Annotated in this window: 13 protein-coding genes; all 13 read right to left on the reverse strand. The window is 37.1% G+C overall.

Features of this window, described 5'->3' with window-relative positions; translation table 11 throughout:
• Positions 1–4: 4 nt before the first annotated feature.
• On the reverse strand, positions 5–925 hold the full coding sequence (spoIIGA, locus tag ACI6MV_RS01575) for a sigma-E processing peptidase SpoIIGA (RefSeq protein ID WP_407268053.1): 921 nt from the start codon (positions 923–925) through the stop codon (positions 5–7).
• A 460-nt stretch (positions 926–1,385) separates the two neighbouring features.
• Positions 1,386–2,492: a cell division protein FtsZ gene (gene ftsZ, locus ACI6MV_RS01580; protein ID WP_407268054.1), complete on the reverse strand. Its 1,107-nt coding sequence runs from the start codon at positions 2,490–2,492 to the stop codon at positions 1,386–1,388.
• A 73-nt stretch (positions 2,493–2,565) separates the two neighbouring features.
• Entirely contained in the window at positions 2,566–3,846 is a 1,281-nt protein-coding gene (ftsA, locus tag ACI6MV_RS01585; RefSeq protein WP_407268055.1) for a cell division protein FtsA, read from the reverse strand.
• Positions 3,847–4,071: 225 nt separating this feature from the next.
• Positions 4,072–4,440 carry a small basic family protein gene (locus ACI6MV_RS01590; RefSeq protein ID WP_407268058.1) on the reverse strand — a complete coding sequence of 123 codons (369 nt, stop codon included), beginning with the start codon at positions 4,438–4,440 and terminating at the stop codon, positions 4,072–4,074.
• Positions 4,441–4,443: 3 nt separating this feature from the next.
• On the reverse strand, positions 4,444–5,157 hold the full coding sequence (locus ACI6MV_RS01595) for a DUF881 domain-containing protein (RefSeq protein WP_407268060.1): 714 nt from the start codon (positions 5,155–5,157) through the stop codon (positions 4,444–4,446).
• A 10-nt stretch (positions 5,158–5,167) separates the two neighbouring features.
• Positions 5,168–5,869, reverse strand: a complete 702-nt coding sequence (locus tag ACI6MV_RS01600) for a DUF881 domain-containing protein (protein WP_407268062.1) — start codon at positions 5,867–5,869, stop codon at positions 5,168–5,170.
• The gene (locus ACI6MV_RS01605) at positions 5,853–6,656 is read right to left on the reverse strand and encodes a cell division protein FtsQ/DivIB (RefSeq protein WP_407268065.1); all 804 of its coding nucleotides are present in this window, start codon (positions 6,654–6,656) and stop codon (positions 5,853–5,855) included. The genes ACI6MV_RS01600 and ACI6MV_RS01605 overlap by 17 nt, the downstream gene beginning before the upstream one ends.
• Before the next feature lie 136 nt (positions 6,657–6,792).
• Positions 6,793–7,905 (reverse strand): stage V sporulation protein E, encoded by a 1,113-nt coding sequence (gene spoVE, locus ACI6MV_RS01610; protein ID WP_407268067.1) that lies wholly within the window; start codon positions 7,903–7,905, stop codon positions 6,793–6,795.
• Between the two features lie 55 nt (positions 7,906–7,960).
• Entirely contained in the window at positions 7,961–9,313 is a 1,353-nt protein-coding gene (murD, locus tag ACI6MV_RS01615) for a UDP-N-acetylmuramoyl-L-alanine--D-glutamate ligase (protein ID WP_407268069.1), read from the reverse strand.
• Complete coding sequence (gene mraY / locus ACI6MV_RS01620; protein ID WP_407268071.1) at positions 9,313–10,296, reverse strand: phospho-N-acetylmuramoyl-pentapeptide-transferase; 984 nt, start codon at positions 10,294–10,296, stop codon at positions 9,313–9,315. The genes murD and mraY overlap by 1 nt, the downstream gene beginning before the upstream one ends.
• Before the next feature lie 44 nt (positions 10,297–10,340).
• The gene (locus ACI6MV_RS01625; protein WP_407268073.1) at positions 10,341–11,699 is read right to left on the reverse strand and encodes a UDP-N-acetylmuramoyl-tripeptide--D-alanyl-D-alanine ligase; all 1,359 of its coding nucleotides are present in this window, start codon (positions 11,697–11,699) and stop codon (positions 10,341–10,343) included.
• Positions 11,700–11,706: 7 nt separating this feature from the next.
• Positions 11,707–13,179 carry a UDP-N-acetylmuramoyl-L-alanyl-D-glutamate--2,6-diaminopimelate ligase gene (locus tag ACI6MV_RS01630; protein WP_407268074.1) on the reverse strand — a complete coding sequence of 491 codons (1,473 nt, stop codon included), beginning with the start codon at positions 13,177–13,179 and terminating at the stop codon, positions 11,707–11,709.
• Between the two features lie 311 nt (positions 13,180–13,490).
• Entirely contained in the window at positions 13,491–15,425 is a 1,935-nt protein-coding gene (locus tag ACI6MV_RS01635) for a stage V sporulation protein D (RefSeq protein WP_407268077.1), read from the reverse strand.
• Positions 15,426–15,887 lie beyond the last annotated feature (462 nt).

Here is a 15,887-nt window from a genome sequence, read left to right on the forward strand (position 1 = left end):
CTTTTTATGCGGAAGTTGCTACCGAATGCATAAATAATTGCGGATGCAATAGACAATGATAAGATCCATCAGATGCCAATTCTCCAAATTGCAAACCAATTAATACCTTTGATGTTGCTATTTGCTTGTTTTCAAAGTTTACTAGTAGTTTATCCGGCTTTAAAACAATCATGAAGGTGCGATTCCCACCAACACCTTGATACGGAACTATATGAATATTGATGTCTAAATTATCCGGAAGGCTTTCAAAAGACAAGTCTGTTTGCACTTTCTCAAGCAATTTTATCTGATCAATCGTAAACCAGTTTGCAATGAAAGCTTGATCACAAATTATAACCGGCTTATTTGTAAACGGATCAACAAGTTGATTTCCACTATCAACATACCCAGTCGTAGAAAAGCTTTCTCCCTTCATTTCAATTGTAACCTCGAACATTTGATCATGTTTGAATTGCTCTATTTTGTGCTTGTCCAGTCTTGTCTTGGTGAACCACCAAACGGCAGGAAAACCAACTCCAACAAACAGCCAACTTATTTGGTCACCATAACCTGCTTGAAAGGTCAATATTCCATGCCCTGATGCTTGAACTTGATTACCAATAAGAAAATGTATAGCTATTAATCCACCTCCAAGTACAAATGAAATAAAGTAAAATGAAAACAGATTTTTCACATACTGTTTGTAATTTTTAAACCCAAATGCACACCAAACGATTAATAAGGAATAAGTAATTTTTCCAATTGGTGTTGTGATCAGTGAGTTAGGAAGAAATATCGTAATCGGCACTAGGATAGAAGCAACAAATGCAGCAGCAATCAATCTGAAACGTTTGGTAGAATTTCTAGTCATTGATTGGACAAGCATGAGAATCATCCAATCTAACAAAAAATTAAGTAACCAAACGGCATCTAAATAAATAGTCACCTTTTTTACTTCCTTTCAACATCCACTACTTAACGATTTATAGCTAGTATAGCGAAGATAATGAAAGAAGTCTGTCGCATTTTGTACTACAAAGCCAACTTATTTTTAGAAATTATCAGTAAATTTGTCATATAAACTGGAGACTTATTAAAAGAGTAGAATTTGTTTCTAATAATGAAAGAAGTTATATATACATGGAGTGTTGTATGGAAACGAGTTGGACACATGGAGACAGCTCATTTTATAGCGGTTTGGTGCAATAAAGCTAGCGTGTGGTGCAATTGTATTGCAGTCTGGTGCAATTCGGCTGTGGTATGGTGCAATTAAGCAGACGTGTGGTGCAATTCTCACGATTTGTGGTGCAATCACTCAGTCACTCAATACAAAAAAACCCAAGCACAGACAATACTCATGTCCAACACTTGGGTAACACACAAATTTTTTTAATTTAACTGACAGACTACCTGCGACGATCTCTATTACGAAGAAATGTAGGTATGTCTAGTGTATCTTCTTCTTGCTTAACACGCTGATCAGCTACTTTTCTTTCCGAGCCACCTTGCGGCTTATTTGATGCTACAGGTCGTTGTTTAGGTTGTGTAGCAGTGATTTGAGCTTCATCAAATCCCGTAGCAATAACTGTTACAACTATTTCATCCTTTAGTTCTTCGTTTATAACTGAACCAAAGATTACGTTCACTTCTTGATCAGCTGCTGAGGTAACAATATCTGCAGCTTCCTGTACTTCATACAAACTTAAATTTGTACCACCAGTAATATTCATCAAAATACCGTGTGCTCCATCAATAGATGTTTCTAATAGCGGAGAAGAAATTGCCTTTTTTGCAGCTTCTGTCGCACGGTTCTCTCCTGTTGCTACACCGATTCCCATAAGTGCAGAACCCTTGTCAGCCATAATCGTTTTCACATCTGCAAAATCGACGTTAATTAAACCGGGGACCGCTATTAAATCGGATATACCTTGTACACCTTGACGAAGTACATTATCAGCCTCACGGAAAGCCTCAAGCATCGGTGTATTTTTATCTACTATTTCTAATAAGCGATCATTTGGAATGACAATTAATGTATCAACACTATCTTTTAATCCTTCAATCCCTGTAACTGCTTGATTAGAGCGTTTTCTGCCTTCAAAGGTAAATGGTCGAGTACAAACACCAACTGTTAAAGCACCCAACTCCTTTGCAACCTGCGCAATAACTGGTGCCGCACCAGTACCTGTGCCGCCCCCCATTCCGGCAGTTACAAATACCATATCGGCCCCTTGTAAGGCCTCTTGTAATTGTTCCTTACTCTCTTCAGCCGCCTTTTTTCCGACTTCGGGATTAGCACCTGCTCCTAAACCTCGCGTTAATTTTGTACCTATTTGTAATTTTACCTCTGCTTTTGATAAATTTAATGCTTGAGCATCTGTATTTACAGCGATAAATTCCACACCTTGTACACCATGCTCAATCATACGGTTAACAGCATTACTTCCGCCGCCACCAACACCAATTACTTTTATTGTTGCAAGCTGATCCATATTTGTATCGAACTCTAACATTTTCGTTCCTCCCAATTTGCTAGATTACCAGATTCATTGAAGTAATAATATTATGTCTTTAGGGAACGCTTGTTTAATCAAAGAAGTACTTAAACAAATTAGCGATTCCAGATTCTTTTTTGTTACTGCTTGGATCCTTTTGTTTGGTAGTTCTTTTCACTTTTTTCGGTTTCATACTCTCATGTTCCATAAATGTTACTGCTGGATCAATATCTTTCCCTTGAATCTTTGCATTTCGATAAGCAAACTTTAAGATTCCAACTCCAGACGTATATTGTGGTTCTCTTACACCGATATAGTCTGGAATAGCGATTCGTATATTTGTTCTAAAAACATCTTGTGCAAGTTCTAAAGCTCCAGGCATACTTATTGTTCCACCAGTTAAAACATAACCACCTGCTAGTTCATTATAACCCATTTTGCTTATTTCTCGTTCGGCAAACGCATATATTTCTTCAAGTCTTGCTTCAATCATATCAGAAATTTGTAATTGATTAAACGTTTCCTTTTTATTACTTCCAATAACAGCAACGTCAAAGGTTTCCTCTTCAAGAGCGTCTTCATAAAATGCATGGCCATGGTTTACTTTAACATCTTCGGCTTCTTCAGATGAAGTACGCAAACCAATGGATAAATCCTTGGTAATATTATCTCCACCTAGTGGGATAACACTCGTTGCTATTAGATGGTCATCAGCAAAAACGGATACAGTAGTACTTCCTCCACCAACATCAATAAGTGCAACGCCTAGGTTTTTTTCATCTTTAGATAAAGCAATCGACCCAGTTGCTAAAGGTTGCAAACATATATCTTGCACTTGAATGTTTGCTTTATTAATACATTTCAAAATATTATGTAAAAATGTTTTCGAACTTGTAATAATAGTACCTTCCATTTCTAAGCGAACACCAATCATTCCTCTAGGATCATTAATTTCATCTAATCCATCAACAATAAATTGTTTGGGAATTACATCAATAATTTCACGCTCAGGAGGTATTGAAACTACTTGTGCCGCATCAATAACCCGTCTAATATCATCATTACCTATTTCTTTATCCTCACTAGAAACAGCAACAACACCATGACATGGTTGCAATTGAATATGGTTACCGTTAATTCCGACAACCACGCGTTCAATTTGCATATCAACCATCCGCTCCGCCTGTTCAACAGCCGTTTTAATCGATTGGACCGTTTGATCTATATCAACAATTGCACCTTTTTTCATTCCATTTGATTTCGCAGTACCTACTCCAATAATATTCAAGGAATCTTGGAGTACTTCACCTATTATTACTTTGATTTTTGATGTACCTATATCTAGACTGACTAATATTTCATTGTTGTTCAAAAAAGGCACCTCCTATTTTCAGGCATCTGAATAGTACAAATATTATCGAATAATCGCCTTAATTACAATCATTTTACAAAACAATTTCACAATGGATTATTTTAACATTTTTTTCATCTATTACAAATTGATATTTTTGTGAATTTCACTACTTTTTAAATAGCTTGTATTAGAATATATTATCTTTCCTACTATGATAATTCAAGATAAACGACTATAATCCTCTTATTTTCGCTTGATTTTTTCAAAAATCTCAGATTTTTGACCTTTTTCAAGCAATCGGTTTCTAATAATTGCTATATTTTGAAATAGTCGCACACCAAAAGCAAATATTGCTGCCAAGTATAGATCAACACCTAACTGTACCCCAAGAAATGCTAATCCTGCAGCAAGGCTAATATTAAAGAAAAATCCTGTAATAAAGACTTTTTCATTAAATTTAGCTTCTAAATGTGCTCTAATCCCTCCAAACAAGGTATCCAATGCTGCCAACACTGCAATTGAAAGATAGTTAGCGTATTGTTCAGGAACCGTTATGTCCGTTAATAATCCTAGAGATATACCTATAACTAAAAATAAAACTGGAAGCCACATTTATTATTCACTCGTTTCTTCTGATTCAAATATTTCAACACCGTCTAAAGTAACCCTACCCTCATATGCAGGTAAGGTAAGCTTACTTTTAATTTGTGCGTTTAAATCTAGACTTTCAATAAAAAAATCATCTCTTGATTGGCTCACTTGAATATAATCTAATAAACGGGTAGGATTTTTAGTAAGTACCATAACTTCGATTGGAATCGATGATAATGCATGGTTATTCACATATGTTTTGCCGTTTACAAATCGAATTGGTGTGGTGCTAATAATCCTTTCATTCTCAATAGCAATATCGGTTGCTCCGAAACTATTTAATTCATTAATTAATCGATTCAATAGTTCAGGGGTAACGATTGGATACACTTGAACCTGCTCAGCATCATCATAAAATATAGGTGTTATTTCAATTAAAACACCTTTACCTGTTTTTTCCACAATTCCGGCTTTTTCTTCCAACGTGTCAATGGATTTCTTTAATAATGCGACTTGCTCCTGTTCGGTATTCTGTGCATACTTATCAAGTGTATTTTGTGCGTTTCCTAATTGTTCATATAATTGTTGTTGAGTCTTTTGTTCCTTTTGTAAATCCTGTCTGATTTCCCAAGTATCTCGCGTATCGCGCTCTTTTGGTTGCTGTGCTGTTTGAAATTGAACGGCAATCATCAAACCAGTGAAAATACAAAGAAGAGAAATAATGATTTTGCTTTTCATTTTATTACGATCACCTTTCTCCCGTAGTTCTCGCGTTCATAACGATTGAATCTAATTTACCCATTTCTACATCGATATTATCACTTACAACTTTATCTATGACGCCGTTCGTTAAGTTGATACTAGAATACAATGTTTCTGGATTTCCAATTGCGGTAATAATAAATGGAGCAGGATAAGCGGTTCCGTCAACCGAAATAACTGGTCCAACACAGGAAATATAACTATCCTTAAAAAGGCGTTGGCCATTAATAGCAATTGCCTTTGCGCCAGCACTAAATAACTCATTAACAACCAAATGTACATGCTGTTCATGTACCATGTATTGATTGGCATTTGCCTCTGATGGAATGTAGTTTGAATCTTTCAAAACTACTTCAACACCACTACCCTCAATCGGCAATTCTCCAGTAAACATCTGCAGTTTTTTTTTGGTTTCAACGTAGCTTCCAATCGTTTGTTTCTCTTCGCCAAGATTCGTTTCCAATTCTTGAATTTGCTTTCTAATGCCAGCAAGTTCATGTCGTAAATCATTATTTTTTTCTTCCATATTTATTAATTGCTGTCGGTAATAATAATCTTTTTCCCACTGTTGGTCTGAGAGTTGAACTACTCTTGAACTAGTTTTTGTATGCTGGTAGCTGAAAGCAATGAGAAAACCAAATACTAACAGCACAAAAGCATAAATAACATGCCTACCCTTCACTTTCATCTTGATCCTCCTTGGTCACAGGTTCTTCTTCGTTACTATTTACGTAAGGATCAAAATATGCGCCACCATCACTAATATAAATGATTCCTTTAATTCCAGGCTCCAGTTGCGATACAACAGATGGATAAGCTTTCATTGTATTAGAGAAGTTACGAATGGAACCCTCTACTTCATAACCATCGTTCATATATACAATTATTTTATATGGATTTCCGTCCTTCGGTTGCCAACTAATCTCCGAGATTAATTGTACAATACTATCAGGTAATTTTTTGATTTCTACTGCCATTTCTTGTAAATAGGTAGAGTTGCTAAACCCTTTAAGCAGTGGTGCATCACCATTTAAGTTTGACAATGAATTCGCAGTCAACAAATCTCCATTTTCTAATACAGGGATATATCGATCTTCTTGTAAAATATAACCAATACGATTTAGTTCCGTAATCGAGATAACTATAGAGATAGGAAATTTCTTTCTAACCTCGACACTTTTTATTTCAGGATGTGCTTCTATATTTTCTATTACACTTTCTTTATTAACGACCCAATAATTAGATTCTTTTGTAATACCGCTTAGCGTTGTAATTTCTTCGTTGGAAATAAATTTATTTCCTGACACTTCAATGTTATGTACATTGCTAAGGGGAGATTGCAAATAAATGATAAAAGAAATTAAGAGAAAGAAAACAGACAAATAAAAGATCAAGCGTCGATTCGCTTTTTTCTTTCTAGCTTGTTTTAGCTTAGGAATACGATCTTCGATAGAAACGATGTTTTTATTTACCATTCTGTCTATACTTCCCTTATATTAGTCTACACGCAAGTAAACGGCATACGAGATGCCGTTTACAGTTGATTTCCTATATAGATTATAACATATTTTGTAGTAGTTTAGTTCGTTTTAACTTTCAATACTCCGTGTTTTATAGTCGTGCATATCGGCTAACATTTAACAATACACCTACCGAGCAAAGCGTTAACGTAAGAGAAGAACCACCATAACTCAAAAACGGCAGTGTGATCCCAGTTACAGGTATTAGCCCGATTACTACACTAATATTAATCATGACCTGTAATGCAATCATTCCTACAATACCTAAACCTAGAAGACTGCCAAAAGTATCGGGAGCTCCTAAAGCGATACGAATCCCCCTCCATAACAGCAGTAAAAACAAAAGTAATACAAATGTACCTCCAATGAACCCTAACTCTTCAGCTAATATTGCAAAGATGAAATCTGTTTGCGGTTCTGGCAAATAAAAAAACTTTTGTAAGCTTTGGCCAAGTCCCATTCCCATTAATCCACCTGGTCCAATAGCATACAATGATTGGATAATCTGAAAACCATTACCTAGCGGGTCTTCCCATGGATTCAAAAAGGCAGTTATTCTATTAATTCGATAAGGCGCAGAAATAATTAATCCCAAAAAACCGACTACCCCTAAAATACCAAGTCCAACAAAGTGGGAGATTTTCGCACCTGCAACGAACACCATAACCAGACAAGTTAAGATTAAGACTACCCCTGTCCCTAGATCAGGTTGCAGCATAATAAGTCCAAAAGGCACAAAAATAAGTAATAATGTAGGAATAAAGCCCTTTTTAAAGGAAGTAATATACTTCTGCTTGGCTGCTAAATATGTAGCTAAGAATATTATTAAACCAAGCTTCATAAACTCTGAAGGTTGTACACTAAAAGCTCCTACACCAATCCAACTCTGCGCTCCACCTCTTACCATTCCAACACCCGGAATTAAAACTGCAAGCAGCAATAAAAAACAAGCGATTAGAATATGTTTAGCATATTTTTGCCATGTCAAATAAGGTACATTCATAATGAAAAACATGGAAAATATCCCCACTATAGCGAATAGAAGTTGGCGCTTTGCAAAATAAAAAGGGTCATTAAATTTATACTCTGCCCAAATTGCCGAAGCACTATATACCATTACAACTCCGATTACTAGTAGCGCAAAAATAGATACTAAAAGCAATAAATCAGGTGCATGCTTTGCGTTATTTTTTGATCTTAACAATAAAAACACCCCATTTCCCAACACATTGGAACGTGGGGCTATTCGTACAAGCCCCTTACTTTAGTTTATGCACGGCATCCACAAACATGTCCCCTCTTTCTTCAAAAGTGCGATATTGATCCCAACTCGCACACGCTGGAGAAAGAAGAATTACATCATTGCTGTTTGAAACTTGAAATGCTTTATGCACGGCTTGTTTAACATTATCGACGAATTCTACGATTTCTATCCCTGCTTGTTCAGCTGTTTCCCTAAGTTTTTCTGCTGTTTGACCAAATACGATCATTGCTTTTACATGATGTAAATATGGAAGCAGGTCAAGAAAGCTATTTCCTCTGTCTAATCCACCTGCTAACAGGATTGTAGGTTGTTCAAATGCAGCGAGTGCTTTTGAAGTCGCTAGGATATTAGTTGCCTTAGAATCATTATAAAACAATCGTCCTTCCACATTGTCAACAAACTGAAGTCGATGTTTTACACCAGTAAAAGTTGTTAATACACGAACAATACCTTCGTTAGTAGCGCCACCAAGCTTGGCAGCAGCAATTGCAGCTAATATATTTTCTAAATTGTGCTTACCAACCAACGCAAGCTCACTTATTCTAATTATTTTTTCTTGTCTAAAGTAAATAAATCCCTCACCACACCATGCACCATTTTCGCAAGGTTTAAGTGTAGAGAAAGGAACTTTTTCTGCATGCGCATCTGCGACAAGTTCGGTAATTTTAGTATCATCTAAATTATAAACCACAAAATCTTCAGAAGACTGATTTGCCAATATATTTCCTTTTGCATACATATAGTGATCAAATGTTTTGTGATAATCTAGATGAGCTTCAAACAAATTTAATAAAACAGCGATTTTAGGTTTAAATGTTTGCACACCTAACAATTGAAAAGATGATAACTCAATAACCATCGTTTCATCTGCATCCATTTGTTCCGCAACTTCGGTCGCTACATTACCTATATTCCCTGCAATTGATACAGTTTTATTACTTTGTAAGAGCATTTCACTGATCAGGGTTGTCGTAGTAGTTTTTCCATTAGATCCTGTAATACCGATAATGTTATCGGAAACCAACCTACCCGCAAGCTCAACTTCTGTAATAATTGGGATACCTCGTTTACTTGCTTCCATCACAAGTACATTCTCGTAAGGAATGCCCGGATTTTTAACAAGTAGATCAATGCCATCTAAAGCCGTTACAGGGTGGCTACCAACGATTACATCGACACCTAGGCTAACTAATTCACTTATTACTGGATCGTCCTGAGACGTCTTTAAATCGTTGACACGAACCTTTGTGTTACTTCTCGCCAAAAGTCTTGCTGCAGCTGTTCCACTTTTAGCAAGCCCTAAAACAAGCACATGTTGATATGGAAAATTTTCTAATGTCTTCTTCATTACACAAACACCTCGATATATACAGCAAGCACCGCAAAGATAAGACCAACAAACCAGAAAGTAGTTACTACTCTCCATTCAGACCAACCTAATAATTCATAATGATGGTGCAATGGACTCATTTTGAACACTCGTTTACCTGTAGTTTTAAAAGAAATAACTTGAATAATAACTGATAATGTTTCTAAAACAAACACACCGCCAATAATGATTAACAAAATTTCCATTTTCGTAAGTATCGCTACAGCAGCAATTGCACCACCTAAAGCGAGCGACCCAGTATCTCCCATAAACACTTTTGCGGGGTGAGCATTAAATACTAAGAAGCCAAGTAATGCTCCAACTACAGCTAAGGAAAAAATCGTAATCTCAAATTGAGGAGTACCATACCATGCTAGGATGCCGAATGCACCAAATGCGATGGCTGCTGTCCCTGCTAGTAAGCCATCTAATCCATCAGTAAGATTTACTGCATTTGATGTCCCAACTAATACAAAAATAATAAAAATTGCATATCCCCAGCCAAGATCAAATTGAATGTTTGTACCAGGTATTTGAATGTAAGTAGAAAAATCATTCATGTGTAATATAATATAAAAGAGGATTGAAATGACCACTTGACCCAACATCTTTTGTTTTGAAGTTAGACCAAGGTTTCGCTTTAACACCACTTTAATAAAATCATCTAAAAACCCGACTAACCCGAATCCAAGTAATACTAATAACAGAAGCATAATTTCAAAATTAAACGAGCCTGTATCAAATTTACCTGTCATCACTAAGGTTGTAACGGTCACACTCAATACAATCATTATTCCTCCCATTGTAGGGGTGCCCGTTTTCTTCATGTGGGACTGTGGCCCATCTTCCCTAATACTTTGTCCGAATTTCAATCTTCTTAAAAAAGGAATGAAAATAGGAGAAATTAGGACGGTAACTAAGAACGCTATTGCCATTGTTATAATTAATACGTAATCATTCATTGGTACATCCTCCCTTACTTCCATACCCGTCCGCATGCAAATAATTATTTTAATTCATCAAGTATCGTTTCCAATTTCATGCCTCGTGAAGCCTTAAATAAAATTACCACTTCTTCATGCAAATATGGTTGAAGTTCGGCCAATAAGTGCGCTTTGGAATCTACATGGCTGACAGTAACATTATAACCAGATCTTGCAACTGCTTTAGAAATTTCATCGGCATCTTTCCCTATTGTGAATAATACATTAATTTCATCGGTTACCGAATCAGCTACGGTTTGATGTAGCTTTTTACTATCTTTTCCTAATTCAAAAATATCACCAAGAATTAATACTTTAGTTTTAAAGTTGGGAAGTTGCTTTACAACTTCAATTGATGCACGCATGGAAGTTGGTGAGGCATTATAAGCATCATTAATAATAGCTACACCATTTTTTCCAGAAATCATCTCTAAACGCATTCCGGTTAATTTTGTTTCTAAAAGGGCTTTTTTAATCTTATCTTCCGGAACCTTTAATTGTTTAGCAATTACAATTGCATAAGTTGCATTTTTAACATTGTGTTTGCCAAGCATGTTTAACGTGTAGTCTTCACCCGTATTTAAATGAAAATTCATTTGGTTATCACTCATCGTACACTGCTGAACAATTACTGAATTCTCTTCGCCAAATCCACAGCCTATCAATGTTAAAGGAGACCCCAACCCCCGTAACAAAGGCTCATCTCCATCGCAAACAACTACGCCATTCTTTTTCATGCCTACAAAAATTTCTGTTTTTGCTTGAGCAATTCCTTCTCTAGAACCGAGGTTTTCAAGATGAGATTCACCTATATTAGTAATAACGGCATAATCTGGTAAAGCAATTTCTGATAATAATTGAATCTCGCCAAAATGATTCATACCCATTTCAAGAATGAGCACCTCTGTATCAGGTTTCATTGATAAAATTGTAAGTGGGAGTCCAATATGATTATTGAAGTTCCCTTTTGTATATACCGTTTTGAAATGAGATTGTAGAACAGATCCAATTAAATCTTTTGTTGTTGTTTTGCCATTAGAGCCTGTAACACCTACTACTATTGGATCTATCTTCTGTCGGTACTGATGCGCTAATTGCTGGAGTGCTGCTAGTGTATCTTCGACCAAAAAAATCGGAAAATCATTCGGTATGAAACGGGGTATTTCTATATCCTTTTGCCATATTGCAGCAACTGCTCCATTATAGAAAGCATCTTTAATGAACTTATGACCATCAAAGGACTCCCCCTTTAGCGGTATAAACAGCGACTTCGGTATTTCTTTTCGACTATCTGTATTTATTTCATTTATAGGTATGTGATCCGAAACTGCTCCTTTTGTATCAGGGAACAATTCGAGTAAAAAATTGGTCGAAAAAAGCATAATTCAACTACTCCTTTGATACTTTCTGAATTGCTTCAGCTGCCACTTCTCTATCGTCAAAATCAATCGTTTTATCGTTTAATATTTGATACGTTTCATGCCCTTTACCGGCTATTAGCACGATATCATCACCCTTAGCCAAGCCAATCGCATAATCAATCGCTTGTTTACGATCTAAGATAATTTCATAGTTCTCTTTCTCAATACCTGTAACCATATCTTTAACAATAACTTGCGGATCTTCTGACCTAGGATTATCAGACGTAATAATTGCTAAATCAGCGTTATCTGAGGCAACCTTTGCCATCAACGGCCGTTTAGTTTTATCCCTGTCACCGCCACAGCCAACTACTACATATGTCTTACCGGTTGCAAATGAAGAAATTGTTTGCAGGACATTTTCTAGAGAATCCGGTGTGTGTGCATAATCAACAATAACGCCATACGATTGACCTAAATTAACAGGTTCAAACCGACCATTGACCCCACTTATCTGTTCAATTGACTGTTTAAAAGTCGTTAGAGGAACACCTGCACAAACTGCTCCGCCAGCAGCAGCTAGAAGATTGTAAACACTAAACCTACCCATAAGCTTACTTGTTATAAGAATTTGTTCATCGAAAATATGGAGATTAAACTGACAGCCATTGGCGTCTAGCTTAATATTTGTTGCACGAATATCAGCATCAGATTCTATTCCATATGTTAGTACTTGTTGTGCCGTACTTTTTATTAATAACGCTGAAGAAGGATCATCTGCATTTATTACAGCATATTTTGGGTTTTCCTTGTCATAGCTCCCACCAAGTTGAGAAAACAACAAGCTTTTAGCGTGCAAATAATCCCCCATGTCCGAATGAAAGTCGAGATGGTCCTGAGACAGATTTGTAAAAATAGCAATATTGAATTCACAACCGTGTACTCTACCCAATGCTAGTGCATGGGAAGAAACTTCCATAATTGCTGTTTCCACTTTATTGTCCTGCATTTTCCGAAATACCCTCTGCAGTTCCAGTGCATCTGGCGTAGTGTTCTGGACTGGAAAAGTCTCATCACCAATTTTCATTTGAATTGTACCAATCAAACCTGTTTTTTGCTGATGTGTACGGAAAATTTGCTCTAATAAGTAAGATACAGTTGTTTTTCCGTTCGTACCAGTCACACCAACTAATTGCAGATTATGCGTTGGATAATTGTAAAATTTATTAGCTATTATCGCTAATGCTCGAGTTGTATCACTGACGATAATAACGGGTATATTTACATCTAAAGATTTTTCAGCAATGATGGCGACAGCTCCATTTGCTTCCGCTTGCTTTGCAAAGTCATGACCGTCTACACGATACCCTTTAATACAAATAAATAAATCACCATTCTTCACTTTTGTTGAATCTTTTTCGACTCCAGTAACGTCTATTCGATCAATATTGCCTGATAATTTATAATATTGAAGTGCTGTTGCGATGTCAGTCAATATCATTTCTACACATCCTTGTACATTGTTGTATGAGTTCCTAGTCCGTAAACAAATGATGTTGAACACTGTAAAATTCATTCATTTTTGCTTAACCTCAGTGTTTACTATCCATTACATATTTATATGCAAAGATTTACCTGCAAGAATACCATTTCTTATTATAACAGAATTTTTACAATAGAATATATTATCATTTTCATTACAATAAAATTTAATGCCCTACTGAGACATCATCTAATTGGATTAAAATGTTACAAACAAGACTTTACAAATCATGTGTGAAAGTTTAATTTTGAAATCAATAAATTCTACTTTTATTCTGGTTTTTCATCGCCAAAAAACAATCGAACGGATGAGCCTCTCGATATTTTCACACCTGGTTCTGGTGCTTGATCGACAATGTAGTCGCCTGTACCACTCGCCTCAATCGATAGGTTAACCAAATAATGGTTTAAATCTTGACGAGTTAAGCCTCGTAGATCCGGCACCTCCACCATTGGTTCCTCTGGCCATCTGTATTCCTTATCTAGTCCGCCTTCACGCGGCTCCACTCCCATAGCTCTTAAGCTGTCTCCAATTATGTTACCGACTATAGGTGCAGCTACAACTCCACCAAACTGTGTTGTATTTTTAGGATTATCGATAGCAAGATACACGACTATTTCTGGATCATCTGCGGGTGCAAAACCGATAAAAGAGACAATGTAATTATTCTCTAAATAGCGTCCGTTTTCCCCGACCTTCTGAGCAGTACCGGTCTTTCCTCCAACACGATAACCTTCTACATAAGCATTTCGTCCGGTTCCTTTGGCAACAACACTTTCTAGTGCATCGCGAATTTGTTCAGAAGTCTGCTCCGATATAATGCGATCCTTTAATAGTGGTTCAGTTTTTTCAACAACCTCTCCTGTTATTGGGTCTAACCATTCATCTGCTACATAAGGCTCATATAAGTAACCCCCATTTACGGCAGCAGACACGGCCATTACTTGTTGGATGGGGGTAACCGACACACCTTGACCAAACGCTGTTGTAGCAAGTTCCACAGGACCTACTTGCTCTGGTTTAAACAAAATTCCATTCGACTCTCCTTGTAAATCAATGCCTGTTTTCTTACCAAAGCCGAATTTATTGATATAAGAAAACAATTTTTCTTCCCCTAATTTCTGCCCTAACGTTACAAAACCGGGGTTACAAGAATTTTGTACGACTTCCAAGTACGTTTGGTTACCATGACCACCACTATGCCAACAATGTATCGTTGCTCCATCAACCTTTATTGCGCCGGTATCGTTATACTCGTCCTCATATAAGTCAACAACTTGTTCCTCTAAAGCAGCTGCAAGTGTAATGATTTTAAAGGTCGAACCTGGCTCGTAAGTACTCCATATAGGTAAGTTCCGATTATAAATATCAGCATTTACTTGTTGGTAGTTTTCCGGGTTAAAATTAGGACGTGAAGACATGCCTAATAACCCACCGTTGTCAGGATCAACTGCAATTGCTAACGCTCCATCTGGATTATATTTTTCAACAGCTAAATCCAATTCACGTTCCATAATCGTTTGCACCCGTGAATCAATCGTTAATTTTAAATCATTTCCATCCACAGGAGCTTCATATACGTCTGCGATATCTTCCATTCTTCGGCCTTTTGCATCAGAATAAAAAGATAAAGTTCCTCGGTCCCCGCTAAGCATGTCATCATAGTATAGCTCTAATCCCATTAACCCTTGGTTATCTATCCCGCTAAATCCAAGGACGTGAGACAAATAAGATCCGTTCGGGTAATGTCGTTTAGAATCTTCAGCAAGGTAAACACCATCAAGATTCAGCGTTTCAATTGCTTCTGCTTGTTGATCCGAAATTTTTCTACCTTCCGGATGAATACGGACAACGTTTGCTCGTTTAGTAACCTCTTGGTATGCATCTTCAACAGACATGTCCAAAATCGAAGCTAATTGATCCGCAACCAGCTGTGGTTCTTTAATTTGCCTCGGGACTACCATTACAGTAGGAGCAGATACATTTTCTGCTAGAACCTCACCGTTCTTGTCCAATATTTGTCCACGTTCAGGTTCAAAAATAATGTCTCTGCTCCAGGAAGCTTTTGCCTTTTCCATTAATTCATCACCAATGATAAATTGCACAAACCCGAGCCTTGCATCAATAATACCTAGAATTACTGCACCAACGAGAAAAACAGTGACTAATCGTTTTCTCATGGTCACATTGGATACACGCTTCATTACAAATCTCCTCGCTTAACAAATGTGTGCTTGTATCCAATATATGAACAAAAGAATTGATTAGAACACTGTTTATCCCATCGATTAAAAACTGCTTTTTTATAATGGCTCTTTACTTAAAGTTTGTTGTTATTAAACTTCGTACTTGAAATAAAATACGTCGTAGTACTCGTGATTTCCGCTCCGGGCAGTCGCTTTCCGCGGGCACGGCTTCAGCTAACTCAGAAGCAAAATGCGCTTCTGAGTGGATCTTCAGCTCGCGCTGTCCCGCAGGAGTCGACTGCCCGGAGCTCAAATCACCCGACGCAAAGAGCAATCCCGTTAGCAGCGTAGGAAATCCACTTCGACTCCTGCGGGACTAGTGGCGTAAGTGAGACCCCGAAAACATGAATTCGAGGAGGCTCACTAGCCCCCCGCGGAAAGCGAAGTGGATTTCCGGAGCGGTGCAAGCACTCTCCAAGT

Origin of the sequence: Radiobacillus sp. PE A8.2, from assembly GCF_045635475.1 — a bacterium.
Classification (GTDB): Bacteria; Bacillota; Bacilli; order Bacillales; family Amphibacillaceae; genus JBJGXI01.

Bases quoted from the DNA above. Each gene is read 5' to 3' on its own strand.
- ftsZ (WP_407268054.1), bottom strand. From the start codon at position 2,492: ATGTTAGAGTTCGATACAAATATGGATCAGCTTGCAACAATAAAAGTA.
- ACI6MV_RS01625 (WP_407268073.1), bottom strand. From the start codon at position 11,699: ATGCTTTTTTCGACCAATTTTTTACTCGAATTGTTCCCTGATACAAAA.
- murD (WP_407268069.1), bottom strand. From the start codon at position 9,313: ATGAAGAAGACATTAGAAAATTTTCCATATCAACATGTGCTTGTTTTA.
- ACI6MV_RS01600 (WP_407268062.1), bottom strand. From the start codon at position 5,869: ATGAAAGTGAAGGGTAGGCATGTTATTTATGCTTTTGTGCTGTTAGTA.
- ACI6MV_RS01590 (WP_407268058.1), bottom strand. From the start codon at position 4,440: ATGTGGCTTCCAGTTTTATTTTTAGTTATAGGTATATCTCTAGGATTA.
- mraY (WP_407268071.1), bottom strand. From the start codon at position 10,296: ATGAATGATTACGTATTAATTATAACAATGGCAATAGCGTTCTTAGTT.
- ACI6MV_RS01605 (WP_407268065.1), bottom strand. From the start codon at position 6,656: ATGGTAAATAAAAACATCGTTTCTATCGAAGATCGTATTCCTAAGCTA.
- ACI6MV_RS01595 (WP_407268060.1), bottom strand. From the start codon at position 5,157: ATGAAAAGCAAAATCATTATTTCTCTTCTTTGTATTTTCACTGGTTTG.
- ACI6MV_RS01630 (WP_407268074.1), bottom strand. From the start codon at position 13,179: ATGATATTGACTGACATCGCAACAGCACTTCAATATTATAAATTATCA.
- ACI6MV_RS01635 (WP_407268077.1), bottom strand. From the start codon at position 15,425: ATGAAGCGTGTATCCAATGTGACCATGAGAAAACGATTAGTCACTGTT.